Origin of the sequence: Gordonia sp. Swx-4 (assembly GCF_030316175.1) — a bacterium.
In the GTDB taxonomy this organism is placed as follows: domain Bacteria; phylum Actinomycetota; class Actinomycetes; order Mycobacteriales; family Mycobacteriaceae; genus Gordonia; species Gordonia alkanivorans.
On the sequence record NZ_CP128197.1, the window covers coordinates 2,762,282 to 2,778,062 of the forward strand.

Consider the following 15,781-nt stretch of genomic DNA (forward strand, 5'->3'; position numbering starts at 1 on the left):
CAGAAGCGCCAGGCCGACCGCGAGTCGTCGCGTTCTAGTCCGATCCGCCGGAAGAGTCGCCGCCGGAGGTGGTGTCGTCCGCTGAGGAACCCTCGGCCGGGGAGTTGGTCGTGGGTGCGGCAGCGGGCAGGAGTTCCTCGACCGCGGCCGAGGTCAGGCGCTTGAACGCCCGTCGCGGCCGGTTGCGGTCGAGAATCGCGACCTCGAGGTCGCCGGCGGTCAGCTCGCGCGGCGACGCCGGGGCTCCGTTGCCGGAGTCGGCCGGGGTGGCGAGCGCCTTGACCGCGACCCCGATCGCCTCGGCGAGCGCCATGTCGGGGGCATAGCTCTCCTTGAGAGCCGCCGCGATCGGTTCGGTCGCGCCGCCCATCACCAGGAACCGGGTCTCGTCGGTGATCGACCCGTCGTAGGAGATGCGGTACAGCTGAGACGGTTTCGGCTTGCCCGCCCGGGCGACCTCGGCCACGCACAGCTCGACCTCGAACGGCTTGGCCTGCTCGGTGAAGACGCTGCCCAGGGCATTGGCGTAGGTGTTGGCCAGGGACAGACCGGACACGTCGGCGCGGTCGTAGCTGTAGCCCCGCATGTCGGCGAGCTGGATTCCTGCCTTGCGCAGGCTCTCGAACTCGTTGTACTTGCCCACCGCGGCGAAGCCGATGCGGTCGTAGATCTCGCTCGTCTTCCGCAGGGTGTTCGACGGGTTCTCCGCGACGAACAGCACCCCGTCGGCATAGGTCAGGATCACCACGGACCGCCCGCGTGCGATGCCCTTGCGCGCGAGCTCCGAGCGATCGCGCATGATCTGCTCGGCACTGGCGTAATACGGGAAGGTCATCGGGCACCTCCCTCGTGCTCGGCGGCACGGCGTTCGACGACGGCCCGCGCCGCACTCTCGATCTCGGCCGCGTCCACCTCCCGTGCACCTTGTGCGTCGACGACCGCGGCCATCGGGAAGATCTTGCGGACCAGGTCCGGTCCGCCGGTCGCCGAATCGTCGTCGGCGGCGTCGTAGAGCGACTCGACCGCGATGGCGATCGCCTCGTCGGCGGTCAGGTCCGAGCGGTAGAGCTTCTTCAGCGACGACTTCGCGAACACCGATCCGGAACCGATGGCCGTGTAGCCGCCGAACTCCTCGTGACGGTCACCCGCCACGTCGAAGCTGAAGATCCGGCCGCGTTCGGTCGGGTCGTCGTGGTCGATGTCGTAGCCCACGAGAAGAGGGATCGCGGCGAGACCCTGCAGGGCCGCGCCGAGGTTGCCGCGCACCATGCTCGCGAGCCGGCTGACCTTGCCGTCGAGCGTGAGCGGGACACCCTCGATCTTCTCGTAGTGCTCGAGTTCGACGGCGAAGAGCCGGACCATCTCGATCGCGATACCCGCGGTGCCGGCGATGCCGGCCGCCGAGTACTCGTCGGTGATGTAGACCTTCTTGACGTCGCGCGTGGCGATCAGGTTGCCCATCGTGGCCCGCCGGTCACCGGCGAGCACGACCCCACCCGGATACGACACGGCGACTATCGTCGTGCCGTGCGGGATGTCTCCGGCGCCGTCTGCGCCCCCGGCGAACGAACCCACGCGATCAACCTGAGCCTGCGGAAGCTGCTCCGGCGCGTGCAACCGCAGGAACTCGGTGAACGACGAGATGTCCGCGCCGAGAGCAGAACCCGTACGAAATTGTGAAAAAGGGGGCAGTGATCCGAACCTGTCGCTCACTGGCCGCCCTTCTGCACGTAAGCACGCACGAAGTCCTCGGCGTTCTCCTCGAGCACGTCATCGATCTCGTCGAGCAGGTCGTCGGTGTCCTCGGCCAGCTTCTCGCGACGTTCCTGTCCGGCACCGGAATCGGGGCCGACGCCCTCATCGTCGCCGCCGCCACCACGCTTGGTCTGTTCCTGCGCCATCTGCTGCCTCCTTGAAACCGATCGCCCCTTGGCGGGCTACCCGCGACCGACCACCATCGGGTCTTGCGACCCCTGGGATCTCACCGGCTTCCGCCGGGCGCTGATCCCTGGTGAATCGGCCTCGGAATCGTGTGGTCCCACACTACCTGTGGCGGCGACAACTGGGGCGGAACAAAGCACATGCCCCGCGCGTGTCAGGTCGTCAGCTGGTCGACCAGTTCGGCGGCGGAGTTGACCGAATCGAGAAGCTTGCCCACGTGGGCCTGCGTCCCGCGCAGCGGCTCGAGCGTCGGGATGCGGACGAGGGAGTCCCCGCCGAGGTCGAAGATGACCGAATCCCAGCTGGCCGCGGCGACATCTGCCCCGAAACGACGGAGACATTCGCCGCGGAAATAGGCGCGGGTGTTGCGCGGCGGCTCGTGGATCGCGGCGAGCACGTCGTTCTCGTCGACCAGACGCTTCATCGAGCCGCGCGCGACGAGGCGGTTGTAGAGACCCTTGTCGAGGCGGACGTCGGAGTACTGCAGGTCGATGAGCTGCAGGCGCGGGGCCGACCAGGACAGGCCCTCACGCTGGCGGAAGCCCTCCAGGATGCGCAGCTTGGCCGGCCAGTCGAGGATGTCGGAGCATTCCATCGGATCGCGCTCGAGGCGGTCGAGCACATCCGCCCACGTCTCGAGGACGTGCTTGGCCCGCTCGTCGTCGGAGTGCTCCTGCTCGTGGAACTTCATGCAGCGTTCGAGGTACTCGCGCTGCAGGGCCAGGCCGGTGAGCTCGCGGCCGTCGGTGAGTGCGACGGTCGCGGTCAGGGTCGGATCGTGACTGATGGTGTGCACGGCCTGGACCGGGCGGGCGAGCTCGATGTCGGAGAAGTCGACGCCCGCCTCGATGAGGTCGAGGACCAGCGCGGTGGTCCCGACCTTGAGGTAGGTCGCGGTCTCGGCCAGGTTGGCGTCGCCGATGATGACGTGCAGCCGGCGGTAGCGCTCCGGGTCGGCGTGGGGCTCGTCGCGGGTGTTGATGATGCCGCGCTTGAGGGTGGTCTCGAGACCGACCTCGACCTCGATGTAGTCCGAGCGCTGCGAGAGCTGGAAGCCCGCCTCGTCGCCCGACTGGCCGATGCCCACGCGACCCGAGCCGGTGATGACCTGACGCGAGGCGAAGAACGTGGTCAGACCCGCGATGACCGCGGTGAACGGGGTCTCGCGGGCCATCAGGTAGTTCTCGTGGGTGCCGTACGAGGCGCCCTTGCCGTCGATGTTGTTCTTGTAGAGCTGCAGCTTGGGCGCACCCGGAACGCTCGCCACGTGGCGTGCGGCGGCCTCCATGACGCGTTCGCCCGCCTTGTCCCAGATGACCGCGTCCATCGGGTCGGTCACCTCGGGTGCGGAGTACTCCGGATGGGCGTGGTCGACGTACAGGCGGGCGCCGTTGGTGAGGATCATGTTGGCCGCGCCGATCTCGTCGGCGTCGATGATCGGAGCCGGTCCGGAACCGCGGCCGAGGTCGAATCCGCGGGCGTCGCGGAGCGGGGACTCGACCTCGTAATCCCAGCGCGTGCGCTTGGCGCGGGGCACGCCGGCGGCCGCCGCATAGGCGAGAACGGCCTGCGTGGAGGTCATGATCGGATTCGCGGTCGGGTCGCCGGGCGCGGAGATTCCGTACTCGACCTCGGTACCGATGATTCGCTGCATGCTTCGAGGGTAGAGGGTGATGCGGAGAGGCTCGCAGCGTCCCGCTCGCAGGGCGGGCCCGGCACCAGTACCGTCGTCGCCGTGAAAGCTTTCCGCCGGTTCACCGTTCGGGTGCCGCTGCCTCCCGAACTCGCCGCCCTCGGTCCCCTGTCGCACAACCTGCGCTGGGTGTGGAACCCGCCGACCCAGGAGTTGTTCGCCACGATCGACGCCGAGCGGTGGGAGGCGACGGGTGATCCGTTGCGGGTGCTCGCCGACGTCGACCCGGCCCGGCTGACCGAGCTGGCGGCCGACGGGGACTTCCGCGCGCGGGTCTCGGCGGCGCACGCGAGTCTCGAGGAGTACCTCGATGCGCCGCAGTGGTTCGGCGGGTACGCGCAGACCCATCCGGTCCCGCCCGGGATCGCGTACTTCTCCATGGAGTTCGGCGTCTCCGAGGTGCTGCCCATCTACTCCGGCGGGCTCGGCATCCTCGCCGGCGATCACCTGAAGGCCGCCTCGGACCTCGGGCTCCCGCTGATCGGCGTCGGACTGTTCTACCGGTCCGGCTACTTCCGCCAGGGCCTCGACCACGACGGCCGGCAGGTGGAGCGATATCCGGTCAACGACCCGCGGGATCTGCCGCTGACCCTCCTCACCGACGGGGACGCGCCCGTCGTCGTCGAGATCTCCATGCCCGACGGCCGGACCCTGTCTGCACAGGTGTGGGTTGCCAGCGTCGGCCGGATCCCGTTGCTGCTCCTCGACTCCAACATCGCAGCCAACACCGACGACCAGTTGCGCGGCGTCACCGACCGGCTCTACGGCGGCGACCAGGAGCATCGCATCCTGCAGGAGATCCTCCTCGGCATCGGCGGGGTGCGCGCGCTACGCGCCTATGTGCGGGCGACCGGCCGGGACGAGCCGACGGTGTTCCACATGAACGAGGGCCACGCCGGATTCCTGGGCACCGAACGCATCCGGGAGTACGTGGCCGCCGGGCTCGACTTCGACACCGCCGAGGCCGTGGTCCGGGCGTCGAACATCTTCACCACGCACACCCCGGTGCCGGCGGGGATCGACCGCTTCCCCACCGATCTGGTGAACCGGTACCTCGACGCCGACGCCTCCGGGACCTCGCGACTGCTGCCCGGCCTGCCCGCGTCGACCATCGCCGAGCTCGGCGACGAGGCCGACCCGGGCGTGTTCAACATGGCGCACATGGGCTTTCGGCTCGGCCAGCGCAGCAACGGCGTCTCGCAGCTGCACGGCGAGGTGAGCCGGGAGATGTTCGCCGACCTGTGGCCCGGCTTCGACGCCGCGGACGTGCCGATCGGCGCGGTGACCAACGGCGTGCACGGCCCAACCTGGGTGGCGAAGGTGTGGCGTGACTTCGCCTCGAGTGACGAGGATTCCGCGCCCGAGGTCTACGCCGGGCTGCCCGCCGAGACGATCTGGTCGACCCACGAATCGCTGCGGGCCGAGCTCGTCGCCGAGGTCCGGCGCCGGGCGCATGCGAGCGGACGCGAGCGTGGCTTCACCGACGCCGAACTCGGTTGGACCGCCGACCTCTTCGACCCGGGCGTGCTGACGATCGGATTCGCCCGTCGCGCAGCAACGTACAAGCGGCTCACGCTCATGCTGCGCGACCCGGACCGCATGCGCCGCATCCTCACCGACCCGGACCGGCCGGTGCAGCTCGTCATCGCGGGCAAGGCGCATCCGGCGGACGACGGTGGCAAGGCGCTCATCCAGCAGGTGGTGCGTTTCGCCGAGGACCCGCAGTTGCGCGACCGCATCGTGTTCCTGCCCGACTACGACATCTCGATGGCCCGCCACATCTACGCCGGCTGCGACGTGTGGCTGAACAACCCGGTGCGGCCGATGGAGGCGTGCGGGACATCGGGGATGAAGTCGGCGCTCAACGGCGGCCTCAACCTGTCCATCCTGGACGGCTGGTGGGACGAGATGGCCGACGACGACAACGGTTGGGCCATCCCGTCGGCCGAGGGAGTCGAGGACGAGAACCGGCGCGACGACCTCGAGGCCGAAGCTCTCTACGCACTCCTCGAGGACACGGTGATCCCGCTGTTCTATCAGCGGGACGAGAACGGGCTGCCGACGCGGTGGGTGGAGATGATGCGCCACACGCTCACCCGTCTGGGCCCCCAAGTCCTCGCCTCGCGCATGGTTCGCGACTACACCACCGAGCTGTACTGCCCCGCCGCGGCGGCCTACGTCGCCGCGTGCGCCGACGATCATGCCGGCGCCCGTGACCTCGCCGTCTATCGGCGGGAGATCGAGACCGGTTGGGGCTCGGTCGTCGTCGCGGGTGTGGACGAGGAGAGCGAGAACGACGGTCTCCGCGTGTCCGCCCACGTGGCGGTCGGCGAACTCGACCCCGACAGTCTCCGTGTCCAACTCGTGCTGGGCCGCGTGACCGACGACGGCGACATCGTCGACCCCGCGATCACCGACATGAGCCCGGCCGCCGAACGAGATGCGTCGGGTCGCGTGATCTTCTCGGTGCTGGCCACCCCGCCGGCGTCGGGCCACCTCGGCTACACGGTGCGCGTACTCCCCCGCCACGAACAGCTCTCGCACGACGCGGAACTCGGACTCGTCCGGTATCCGGTGGCGTCGGGCGATGCGGCGGGATAGGCGAAGGCCGTACGAGCTCGGCCCGACTGCCGAACCTCAGCCCCGACCGCCAGACCTCGATCGACGTCTGCCGGTCGAGTTGACGTCTACCGGTCGGGTGCGGCTGGCTCAGCGCTTTTTCAGCCGCAACCGTGAGTAGGTGAAGGCCAGCAGCAGGAAGCTGATGAAGGCGAGCACCGAGTAGGCGATGGCGCTGTGGGCGATCGAGGTCTCCCACAACGTGATCCGCTGGGGTGCGGCGACGTTGATGTTGTACAGGTCGACACTGCCGGCGGCGGTGACGTAACCCCAGAACGAGGGGAAGATCCACGACAGTTGCTGCAGGCCGACACCGTCCAGCTTGAACAGGCCGCCGCAGAAGACGAGCTGCACCATCACCACGATGACCAGCGGCGGCATCACCTGTTCGTTGGATTTCACCGCCGACGAGATCGCGAGTCCGACAAGGGTGCTCACACAGGCGAGCACGGCGACGGCGAACAGCAGGGCCAGCGGCGGGGGCAGGATCGGGCCGCCGAAGTCGGGTAGCCCACGACCGGCGAAGGTGATGCCGACCATGATGATCGTCTGCAGGATCGCGGCGATGAAGAAGACCACGATCTTCGCGAACAGGTAAGCGCCGGGACGCAATCCGACGGCTCTCTCCCGCTCGAAGATGTCGCGCTCACCGACGAGGTCGCGCACCGTCAGAGCCGCACCCATGAACGCGGCACCCACGACGAGGACCACCAGGATCTGGATCGCCTCCGCGCCGTCTTTGGGTGGCGGCGCGTTCGGGATCACCTCGAGTCGGGCGAAACCACTCGACCCCGGGATGACCAGCGTCAGCAGTCCGAGGACCACCGGCAGCAACACCAGGAACACCAGATAGCCGATGTCGGCGAAGACGAGCCGTACCTGGCGTCGGGCGATGGTCGACGCCTGTCTGGTGAAGCTGGTGTGCGGCACCGGTATCGGCGGGCCCGGAGGACGTTGCGGCGGCGGTGGATTCGGAGCACGCCGATGCCGTTCGAGGTAGCGCGTGTACGCGGCGTCGGGCTGGTCGGCGACATAGGCGAAGATCTCCGCCCAGTCGGAGGTCCCCATCTCCTGTTCGACCTGCGCCGGCGCACCGCAGAACGAGGTCTTGCCGCCCGGGGCGAGCAGCAGCACCTGGTCGCACATCGACAGGTACGTCAGCGAGTGGGTGACCACGAGGACGACGCGGCCGGCGTCGGCGAGGCGCCGCAGGGTCGCCATCACCTGGCGGTCGAGGGCCGGGTCGAGACCCGACGTCGGCTCGTCGAGGATCAGCAGCGATGGACCGGTGAGCAGCTCCATCGCGACCGATGCACGCTTCTGCTGTCCGCCGGAGAGCTTCTCGACGCGGGTGTCGACGTGCTCGGTCAGTTGGAGTTCGCCGAGGACGCCGTCGATGACCCGGTCGCGGTCTTCTTTCGACAGGTCGGGCGGCAGTCGCAGCTCTGCCGCGTAGCGCAGGGCCTGCCGGAGCGTGAGCTTGTGGTGGAGCACATCCTTCTGCGGGACCATCCCGATTCGGGTGCGGAGGGCGTCGTATTCGGCGTGGACGTTGCGACTCTCGAAGGTGACCAGGCCGCTCGTCGGCGAGTTCAGGCCCGCGGCGATCTTCGACACGGTCGACTTGCCGGCGCCGGACGGGCCGATCACCGCGGTGAGCGTGCCGGGACTCGCGCTGAAGTCGACGTCGGCGAGAAGCCGCTTACCACCGTCGACGATGAGGCTGACCCCGTGCACGTGGAGACCGTCGGCGACCGCCGCGCTCTCCTGGCCGCGCATGAGCGTGCCGCCGGACACCACGAAGTCGCTGTTGCCGATCGTGACCACGTCACCGTCGGACAGCGGCGCGTTGTTGACCCGGCGGCCGTTGACGAAGGTGCCGTTGACGCTGCCGAGGTCGTCGATGACCAGGACGCCGCCGCGGCTCGACACCTGCGCGTGGTGGCGGGAGGCGAGGACGTCGCTGACGACGATGTCGTTGTCCGGTGTGCGGCCGATGCGCTGCACACCGCGCAGCGAGATCGACTCGCGCTCGGGCGGAGTCGGTGCTCCCGGAAGCCGGTAGACCGCCGAGACGTTCTGTTTCAGCGCCTGCAGATGCGGGGCGTCGCGCAGCTCGGCGGGCATCGGTTCCGGCGCACCGGCGCGCGAGGGTCCGCCCGAGGATCGTGACGGGATGCGGCCCGACTGCGGCATGTTCGGTCCCGGGTGGCCGGGGGCGGCGAAACCCGCTGACCGTGGCCCCGGCGGGAACGGACCCGGACGGGCGGGTGCGGACGGCATCTGACCGCTCGGCGGTGGCGGGTAGGCGGTCGGATCGATCACCAGGTCGACTATCGGACCGGTGCTCACGTCGCCGAGCCGGACCTGCGTCGGGCCGGCGACCATGAGCTCGGCCAGGCGTCGTCCGCCGGCGAAAAAGCCGTTGGTGCTACCGATGTCGACGAGATACCACGCAGCCCCGCGCCACTCGATGGCGAGATGCCGACGCGACACCATCGGATGATTGATCACGATGTCGTTGTCGGGTTCCCTGCCCAGGGTGATGCGCGGGGATTCGCCCAGCGGATGAGGCGCCCCACCGTCGACGATCACCCGACCGCGAGCCATCGATGTACTGTTCATCGCCGCCAACTTTAGTGCTTGACGACGGTTTTCATGCCGTTCTGTACAGCAGACGACCGACCCCCTGGGGAGTCGGTCGTCTGCTGGATGAGGCGCGTGCTACAGGTATTGCCCGGTGTTCGTCTCGGTGTCGATGGCGCGGCTCGCCCCGGAGGACTTGCCGGTGACCAGCGTGCGGATGTAAACGATCCGCTCGCCCTTCTTGCCCGAGATGCGAGCCCAGTCGTCCGGGTTGGTGGTGTTGGGCAGATCTTCGTTCTCCGCGAACTCGTCGAGGATCGAATCGAAGAGGTGCTGCACACGCAGACCCGGGGCACCGGTGTCGAGCTGCGACTTGATCGCGTACTTCTTCGCACGGTCGACGACGTTCTGGATCATCGCGCCCGAGTTGAAGTCCTTGAAGTACATGATCTCCTTGTCGCCGTTGGCGTAGGTGACCTCGAGGAACCGGTTGTCCTCGCTCTCTGCGTACATCCGCTCGACGACCTTCTCGATCATCGCCTTGATGCAGGCCGTGCGATCTCCGCCGAACTCGCCGATGTCGTCGGCGTGGATCGGCAGTTCCTCGGTGAGGTACTTCGAGAAGATGTCGATCGCCGACTCGGCGTCGGGACGCTCGATCTTGATCTTCACGTCGAGGCGGCCGGGACGCAGGATCGCGGGGTCGATCATGTCCTCGCGGTTCGACGCACCGATCACGATGACGTTCTCGAGGCCTTCCACACCGTCGATCTCGCTGAGCAGCTGCGGCACGACCGTGGTCTCGACGTCGGAGGAGACACCGGAGCCGCGGGTGCGGAAGATCGAGTCCATCTCGTCGAAGAACACGATGACCGGGGTGCCCTCGGACGCCTTCTCCCGGGCGCGCTGGAAGATCAGCCGGATGTGACGCTCGGTCTCACCGACGAACTTGTTCAGCAGCTCGGGGCCCTTGATGTTGAGGAAGTAGGACTTCGCCTCCTTGGCGTCGTCTCCGCGGGACATCGCGATCTTCTTGGCAAGGGAGTTCGCGACGGCCTTGGCGATGAGCGTCTTACCACAACCGGGCGGACCGTAGAGCAGCACGCCCTTCGGCGGCCGCAACTGGTAGTCGCGGAACAGGTCCTTGTGCAGGAACGGCAGTTCGACGGCGTCGCGGATCTGTTCGATCTGCCGGCCGAGACCACCGATGTCCTCGTACCCGACGTCCGGCACCTCTTCGAGGACGAGGTCCTCGACCTCGGCCTTGGGCACCCGCTCGAAGGCGAACCCGGCCTTGGTGTCGATGAGCAGCGAGTCGCCCGGACGCAGCTTGCGGCGCTTGCCGTCCTCCGCGTCGACCTCGCCCAGCAACGGCTCGGCCAACCACACGACGCGCTCCTCGTCGGCATGACCGACGACCAGCGCCCGCTTGCCGTCCCCGAGAACCTCGCGCAGAGTGCTGATCTCGCCGACCGTGTCGAACGCCAAGGCCTCGACGATGGTCAGGGCCTCGTTCAGACGCAGCGTCTGGCCCTTGGTCAAGGTCTCGGTGTCGATGTTCGGCGAGCAGGTGAGCCGCATCTTGCGACCGGAGGTGAACACGTCGACGGTCGCGTCGGGGTACACCTCGAGCAGGACCCCGTAGCCGCTCGGCGGCTGACCGAGACGGTCGACCTCCTCGCGCAAGGCGACGAGTTGCTGACGCGCTTCTTTGAGCGTGTCGAGCAGCTTCGCGTTGCGCGCCGTGAGGCTGTCGACGCGTTCCTGGAGGCTATCGGTGTCTGCCTGGCGTCCGAACGACGGGCGTTCGGAACCACTCCGCGCGAGAGGCGGGGTGTAGGCAGGGGTGAAGCCCTCGTCGGGTGCACTCGCGCTCTCGGGGACCGCACGGTCCCCGGTGGCGTCATGGCGGTCAGATTCGGTCATTGCTGACTCCTCTCCCCGGCAATCACCCGATCCCACGATCGGAATGCTCGCGCCGTATCCCTACGCTACCGGCACGGACGCAGAATCGCCCTTCACCCACCAGATGGCGGTGTTGACGGTGTGTTAAATGTGCGCGTTCGCAACGGAATCACGATCTTGCGGCCAATGCGGACCAGCCGAACTCAGCCCTTCGTCGGCCGACGCTGCGGACGCAACGTGGTGGTGCCGTCGGCGAGCCGGCGGGCGGTGATGAGAAACGCAGTGTGGCCTTGCATTTTGTGCTCGGGACGAACAGCCAGGCCGACGGCCGACCACTCGCGCAGCAGGGTCTCCCAGGCGCGCGGCTCGGTCCAGCACTCCTGCTCGCGCAGCGCCTCGATCACGCGCGAGAGCTGGGTGACGGTCGCCACATAAATGGTCAGGACCCCGCCTGGTTTCAACACGGTGCGCACCACGTCGAGGGGCTCCCACGGCGCGAGCATGTCGAGGATGACGCGGTCGAAGCGTTCGTCCTGGTCGACGTTCGCGAGATCGTCGACGACGATGTTCCAGTTGTCCGGGCGGCCACCGAAGAAGGTCTCGACGTTGCGGATCGCATGCTCGGCGTGATCCTCGCGGATCTCGAAGGAGTTCACCTCGCCCTCGGTGCCGACGGCGCGGAGCAGTGAACACGTCAGCGCGCCGGATCCGGCGCCGGCCTCCAAAACGCGGGCGCCCGGGAAGATGTCGCCCTCGAGGACGATCTGCGCGGCGTCCTTGGGGTAGATGACCTGGGCACCGCGCGGCATCGAGAGCACGTAGTCGACGAGCAGCGGCCGCAACGCGAGGTACTGGGTGCCGCTGGTGGCCGAGACGACGCTGCCCTCGGGCGAGCCGATGAGATCGTCGTGCGAGATGGCGCCGCGGTGGGTGTGGAACTGCTTGCCCTCTTCGAGGAGCACCGTGAACTTTCGGCCCTTGGCATCGGTCAGTTGAACCCGGTCGCCGACGGCGAACGGTCCGGTGGTGGGCACTGGGTGCTTCCTCTCGTGAACGGGACGGAGCCGACGCCTCCGCGCTGGCGGAGAAGGTGGTGGTCGGGAGTCCGGTGGGCCGTGAGGACGATACCCGACCGCAGGTGGGTGTCGGACCGGCAGAGTGTCGGGGCTGCGGCCTAGTCTGCGAGATGTGAGCACGATGACCGGCACCGACAACCCCTCCGCCAGCGCGACCCCCGCGCCGGAGCCGCCCCCGTCGGAGGGGGCGCGCGGGATCGTCGGACGCCCCCTGGCTCTGTCTCCGTCGCGGGCGGCGGACTTCAAGCAATGCCCGCTCCTGTACCGGTTCCGCGCCATCGACCGTTTCCCGGAGACGCCGACCGCCGCACAGACCCGCGGCACCGTCGTCCATGCGGCACTCGAGAACCTCTTCGACATGCCTGCCGAGCTCCGCACCCAGGATTCGGCAGAGCTGCTCGTCGAGGGGGCCTGGGCGGCGCTGTGCGAGGAGGACCCGCAGCTCGCGCGGGTGATCGACGAGGGCGGTCAGGCGGCGTTCATCGCCGGTGCACACAAGCTCATCGCGACGTACTACACGATGGAGAACCCCACCGCCTTCGATGCCGACTCGGTGGAGGAACACGTCGAGATCGAGGCCGACGACATGCTGATGCGCGGCTTCATCGACCGTATCGACGTCGCACCGACCGGCGAGATCCGCGTCGTCGACTACAAGACCGGACGCTCCCCCGGCGAGGCCTACGAGGCCAAGGCGCTGTTCCAGATGAAGTTCTATGCGCTGGCGATCCTGCGGACGCGCGGCGTCGTGCCGGCCCGGCTGCAACTGATGTACCTGTCCGACGGCCAGCAGCTGATCTACCACCCCGATCACAACGAGCTGCTCCGCTTCGAGCGGACGCTGCGCGCGATCTGGCAGGCCATCCGCACCGGCGTCGCCTCCGGGGACTTCCGGCCGCGGAAGTCCCGGATGTGCCGGTTCTGCGAACACCAGTCGCGGTGCCCGGAGTTCGGCGGCGAGATCCCGCCCTACCCCGGTCCGCCGCCCGGGTTCGTCGCCTGAGGCACACCCCGAGACGCCCGATTATGTAGATGCACATAGGCTGGACACGTGGAGAGTTCGTACTACGTTCCCGTCGACGTCCCGGCGTCCGACGGCACCAGCCCGGCCGGCGACCCGTCGGCGCGATATGAGTACTTCCAGCCGACCGACGCCACCCTGAGCGTCTGGTCGCCGACCATGCAGCACGGCGGCCCGCCGTCGGCGCTGATGATGCGGTCGTTGCTGCGCTGCGACCCGGATCCCTCACAGCACTTCACCCGCGTGACGACCGAGATCCTCGGCCCGATCGGGCTGGGCGTCAACCGGATTCACGCTCGCGTGATCCGCCCGGGTAGGCAGATCAGTCTCGTCGAGACCGAGCTCGAGGTGCAGCGGGCCGACGGCTCGTTCCGCACGGCCGCGAAGTCGGTGGGCTGGCGCATCCGCGGCGCGGACACCAGCGAGATCGCCAACGGTCCCGCTCCCCTGACCCCGCTGCCCGACGAGCTGCCGAGCCAGATCGGGTTCCCCGACGACAGCGGCGAAGCAGTGAGCTGGGGAACGCTCGGGTTCATCGGAACCGTCGAATCGGCACGCACCGAGGGCCGCTACGGCGAGACCCCGGCGGTGTGGCTGCGCGCGGCCCTCCCGCTGGTCGAGGGCGAGAAGACCTCGGACCTCGAGGCCATGTTCATCGTGATCGACGTCGCCAACGGTGTGGGTACGAGACTGCGCCCGGACCGCTGGTCCTGGATGAACACCGACACCACCGTGCATCTGACGCGGGTACCGAGCGGGCCGTGGGTCGGCATCGACGCCAACATGGTCGCCGGACCCGACGGTTTCGGCGCGACCCTCGGCGACCTGTACGACACCTCCGGCTACATCGGCCGGTCGGCGCAGACGGTCTTGCTCAACGCCGTCGGCTGACCCTTCGAGGCGCTCGCAAGCTCGCTCCTCAGGGAGGAGAAAAGGGGCACCCCCGAGATTGGTCGAGGGTGCCCCTTTTCGCTCCCTGAGGAGGCCGGAGCCTGCGACGGACCGCCGTCCTCCGCTCCCTGAGGAGGCCGGAGCCTGCGACGGCCGTCTCGAAGGGTCAGAACCGGCAGGAGCGAATGTCGGTGGCCAGGATGGCCTTGGCGCCGAGCTCGGACAGATCGTCCATCAGGTTCTGGTGGTCCTTGCGCGGGACCATAGCGCGGACGGCGACCCAGTCGGGATCGGCCATCGGGGCCACCGTCGGAGACTCGATGCCCGGGGTGATCGCCGTTGCCTTGTCGAGGAGCGACTTGGGGCAGTCGTAGTCGATCATCACGTACTGCTGTCCGAAGACGACGCCCTGGACGCGCGCGATGAACTGCTTCTCGGCTTTGGTGAGATCGGCGTCGCGCCGGGAGATCAGCACGGCCTCGGAGTCGCACAGCGACTCGCCGAAGGCAGCCAGCCCGTGTTGGCGCAGCGTGCGTCCGGAACCGACGACGTCGGCGATCGCGTCGGCCACCCCGAGCTGGATGGAGATCTCGACCGCGCCGTCGAGCCGGATGATGTCGGCGGTGATGCCGCGTCCGGCGAGGTCGTCGCGCACCAGGTTCGGGTACGACGTCGCGACGCGCTTGCCGGCGAGGTCGGCGACGGTCCACTCCTGGTCGGCCGGGGCCGCGTAGCGGAAGGTCGACGTGCCGAAGCCCATCGCGAGCTGCTCGTGGACCTGGGCTCCCGAGTCGCCGGCGAGGTCTCGGCCGGTGATGCCGAGGTCGAGGCGTCCCGACCCGACGTAGATGGCGATGTCCTTGGGACGGAGGAAGAAGAACTCGACGTCGTTGTTGTTGTCGAGAACCGTCAGATCCTTGGAGTCGGATCGTTTGCGGTAGCCGGCCTCGGAGAGAATGGCCGACGCGGATTCGGAGAGCGCACCCTTGTTGGGTACAGCCACTCGCAGCATCTCGATGTCCTTTTCGTGGGGTTGTGCTCAGCTGAGCGGGAGGTTGTGTGTCGGCGACCGGGGCTTCCGGTCACAGATGTCGGTACACGTCCTCCGGCTTGAGGCCCCGTTTGATCATCATCACCTGCAGCCAGTAGATGAGCTGGGAGATCTCCTCGCCGAGCGAGTCGTCGGACTCGTGCTCGGCGGCGAGCCACACCTCGCCGGCTTCTTCGATGATCTTCTTGCCCAGGGTGTGCACACCCGAGTCGAGCGCGGCGACCGTGCCCGACCCCGCGGGGCGGTTCTCGGCCTTGTCGCTGAGTTCGGCGAACAGCTCCTCGAATGTCTTCACGATTCCTCATTTTGGCATGTCGCGGTACGCGCGAGACCGCCGGTCCATGCCTCGGTGACGTCGTCGAGTCCCAATCCGACCAGAGAGCGTCGAAACACCCGCAGCGGTCCGGGTTCCACCGGTGCCGCGGATTCGACGACGAGGGTGAGACATCCGGCCGCCGTCGCGGCCTGAGCGCCGGTCGGGGAATCCTCCACCGCCAGGCATTCCGCGGTCGGCAATCCGAGCAGTTCGGCGGCGCGCATGTACGGGTCGGGAGCGGGTTTGCCGACGGCGACCTCGTCGCCGCAGACCGTGGTCGCGAAGCGATGACGGCCGATCGTCTCCAGGGCCACATCGGCTGCCTCACGCACCGTATTGGTGACCAGCGCCATCGGGATACCGGCACAGGCGATCAGTTCCAGCGCCTCGAGTGCGCCGGGTCGCCACGGGAGACCCTCCTGGAAGAGTTCGGTCACCCGGTCCAGCGTCCACCGTCCGTCCGCGGCGGGATCCCGGACCTCGGGCGACAGACCCGCGGCGTCGTGGACCTTCGCCAGCGCGTCGGGCAGGGAGTTGCCGAGCGTCGATTCGCGCAGGTGCGGGGTCATCGCGATGCCATGGAGCGCCGCCAGCTCGGACATCGCTATCTCCCAGATCGGCTCGGAGTCGAGCAGCGTGCCGTCCATGTCCCAGAGGACGGCGGCGGGGAGTCGGAATGCGG

Annotated in this window: 13 protein-coding genes; 3 read left to right on the forward strand and 10 right to left on the reverse strand. The window is 68.3% G+C overall.

Features of this window, described 5'->3' with window-relative positions; all coding sequences use genetic code 11:
- Window positions 1-34: 34 nt before the first annotated feature.
- The 4 genes from prcA to dop form a co-directional block, all read right to left on the reverse strand.
- A complete protein-coding gene (gene prcA, locus PWF70_RS12535; RefSeq protein ID WP_006360396.1) occupies window positions 35-835 on the reverse strand; it encodes a proteasome subunit alpha in 801 nt (266 codons plus the stop codon).
- On the reverse strand, window positions 832-1,713 hold the full coding sequence (gene prcB / locus PWF70_RS12540; RefSeq protein ID WP_006360397.1) for a proteasome subunit beta: 882 nt from the start codon (window positions 1,711-1,713) through the stop codon (window positions 832-834). Before prcB ends, prcA begins: the two co-directional genes overlap by 4 nt.
- Entirely contained in the window at window positions 1,710-1,901 is a 192-nt protein-coding gene (locus PWF70_RS12545; RefSeq protein ID WP_004019064.1) for a ubiquitin-like protein Pup, read from the reverse strand. Before PWF70_RS12545 ends, prcB begins: the two co-directional genes overlap by 4 nt.
- A gap of 194 nt (window positions 1,902-2,095) precedes the next feature.
- Window positions 2,096-3,595, reverse strand: coding sequence for a depupylase/deamidase Dop (gene dop / locus PWF70_RS12550; protein WP_006360398.1), 1,500 nt, complete (start codon window positions 3,593-3,595; stop codon window positions 2,096-2,098).
- An 81-nt stretch (window positions 3,596-3,676) separates the two neighbouring features.
- Here dop and glgP point away from each other — a divergent pair, with 81 nt between their 5' ends.
- Window positions 3,677-6,235: an alpha-glucan family phosphorylase gene (glgP, locus tag PWF70_RS12555; RefSeq protein ID WP_035751590.1), complete on the forward strand. Its 2,559-nt coding sequence runs from the start codon at window positions 3,677-3,679 to the stop codon at window positions 6,233-6,235.
- 108 nt (window positions 6,236-6,343) lie between these two features.
- Here the strand turns inward: glgP and PWF70_RS12560 are convergent, their stop codons facing one another.
- The 3 genes from PWF70_RS12560 to PWF70_RS12570 all read right to left on the reverse strand — a co-directional run bounded on the left by PWF70_RS12560 (window position 6,344) and on the right by PWF70_RS12570 (window position 11,778).
- On the reverse strand, window positions 6,344-8,863 hold the full coding sequence (locus tag PWF70_RS12560) for an FHA domain-containing protein (protein ID WP_035751708.1): 2,520 nt from the start codon (window positions 8,861-8,863) through the stop codon (window positions 6,344-6,346).
- Window positions 8,864-8,977: 114 nt separating this feature from the next.
- Window positions 8,978-10,765 carry a proteasome ATPase gene (gene arc, locus PWF70_RS12565; RefSeq protein WP_127963034.1) on the reverse strand — a complete coding sequence of 596 codons (1,788 nt, stop codon included), beginning with the start codon at window positions 10,763-10,765 and terminating at the stop codon, window positions 8,978-8,980.
- Between the two features lie 182 nt (window positions 10,766-10,947).
- Window positions 10,948-11,778: a tRNA (adenine-N1)-methyltransferase gene (locus PWF70_RS12570; RefSeq protein WP_005200017.1), complete on the reverse strand. Its 831-nt coding sequence runs from the start codon at window positions 11,776-11,778 to the stop codon at window positions 10,948-10,950.
- A gap of 163 nt (window positions 11,779-11,941) precedes the next feature.
- Between PWF70_RS12570 and PWF70_RS12575 the strand changes: the two genes are divergently transcribed.
- A complete protein-coding gene (locus PWF70_RS12575; RefSeq protein ID WP_286352979.1) occupies window positions 11,942-12,823 on the forward strand; it encodes a RecB family exonuclease in 882 nt (293 codons plus the stop codon).
- Window positions 12,824-12,871: 48 nt separating this feature from the next.
- Complete coding sequence (locus PWF70_RS12580; RefSeq protein ID WP_286352629.1) at window positions 12,872-13,732, forward strand: thioesterase family protein; 861 nt, start codon at window positions 12,872-12,874, stop codon at window positions 13,730-13,732.
- 166 nt (window positions 13,733-13,898) lie between these two features.
- Here the strand turns inward: PWF70_RS12580 and hisG are convergent, their stop codons facing one another.
- The 3 genes from hisG to PWF70_RS12595 form a co-directional block, all read right to left on the reverse strand.
- On the reverse strand, window positions 13,899-14,744 hold the full coding sequence (hisG, locus tag PWF70_RS12585) for an ATP phosphoribosyltransferase (protein ID WP_286352630.1): 846 nt from the start codon (window positions 14,742-14,744) through the stop codon (window positions 13,899-13,901).
- A gap of 70 nt (window positions 14,745-14,814) precedes the next feature.
- Entirely contained in the window at window positions 14,815-15,078 is a 264-nt protein-coding gene (locus PWF70_RS12590) for a phosphoribosyl-ATP diphosphatase (RefSeq protein ID WP_006360406.1), read from the reverse strand.
- A complete protein-coding gene (locus PWF70_RS12595) occupies window positions 15,075-15,746 on the reverse strand; it encodes an HAD family hydrolase (RefSeq protein ID WP_042376306.1) in 672 nt (223 codons plus the stop codon). Before PWF70_RS12595 ends, PWF70_RS12590 begins: the two co-directional genes overlap by 4 nt.
- Window positions 15,747-15,781 lie beyond the last annotated feature (35 nt).

What these genes read in the sequence shown, in the direction of transcription:
- prcA (WP_006360396.1), bottom strand. Translation starts at nt 835, where the DNA reads ATGACCTTCCCGTATTACGCCAGTGCCGAGCAGATCATGCGCGATCGC.
- PWF70_RS12545 (WP_004019064.1), bottom strand. Translation starts at nt 1,901, where the DNA reads ATGGCGCAGGAACAGACCAAGCGTGGTGGCGGCGGCGACGATGAGGGC.
- dop (WP_006360398.1), bottom strand. Translation starts at nt 3,595, where the DNA reads ATGCAGCGAATCATCGGTACCGAGGTCGAGTACGGAATCTCCGCGCCC.
- PWF70_RS12560 (WP_035751708.1), bottom strand. Translation starts at nt 8,863, where the DNA reads ATGGCTCGCGGTCGGGTGATCGTCGACGGTGGGGCGCCTCATCCGCTG.
- arc (WP_127963034.1), bottom strand. Translation starts at nt 10,765, where the DNA reads ATGACCGAATCTGACCGCCATGACGCCACCGGGGACCGTGCGGTCCCC.
- PWF70_RS12575 (WP_286352979.1), top strand. Translation starts at nt 11,942, where the DNA reads ATGACCGGCACCGACAACCCCTCCGCCAGCGCGACCCCCGCGCCGGAG.
- hisG (WP_286352630.1), bottom strand. Translation starts at nt 14,744, where the DNA reads ATGCTGCGAGTGGCTGTACCCAACAAGGGTGCGCTCTCCGAATCCGCG.
- PWF70_RS12595 (WP_042376306.1), bottom strand. Translation starts at nt 15,746, where the DNA reads ATGGACGGCACGCTGCTCGACTCCGAGCCGATCTGGGAGATAGCGATG.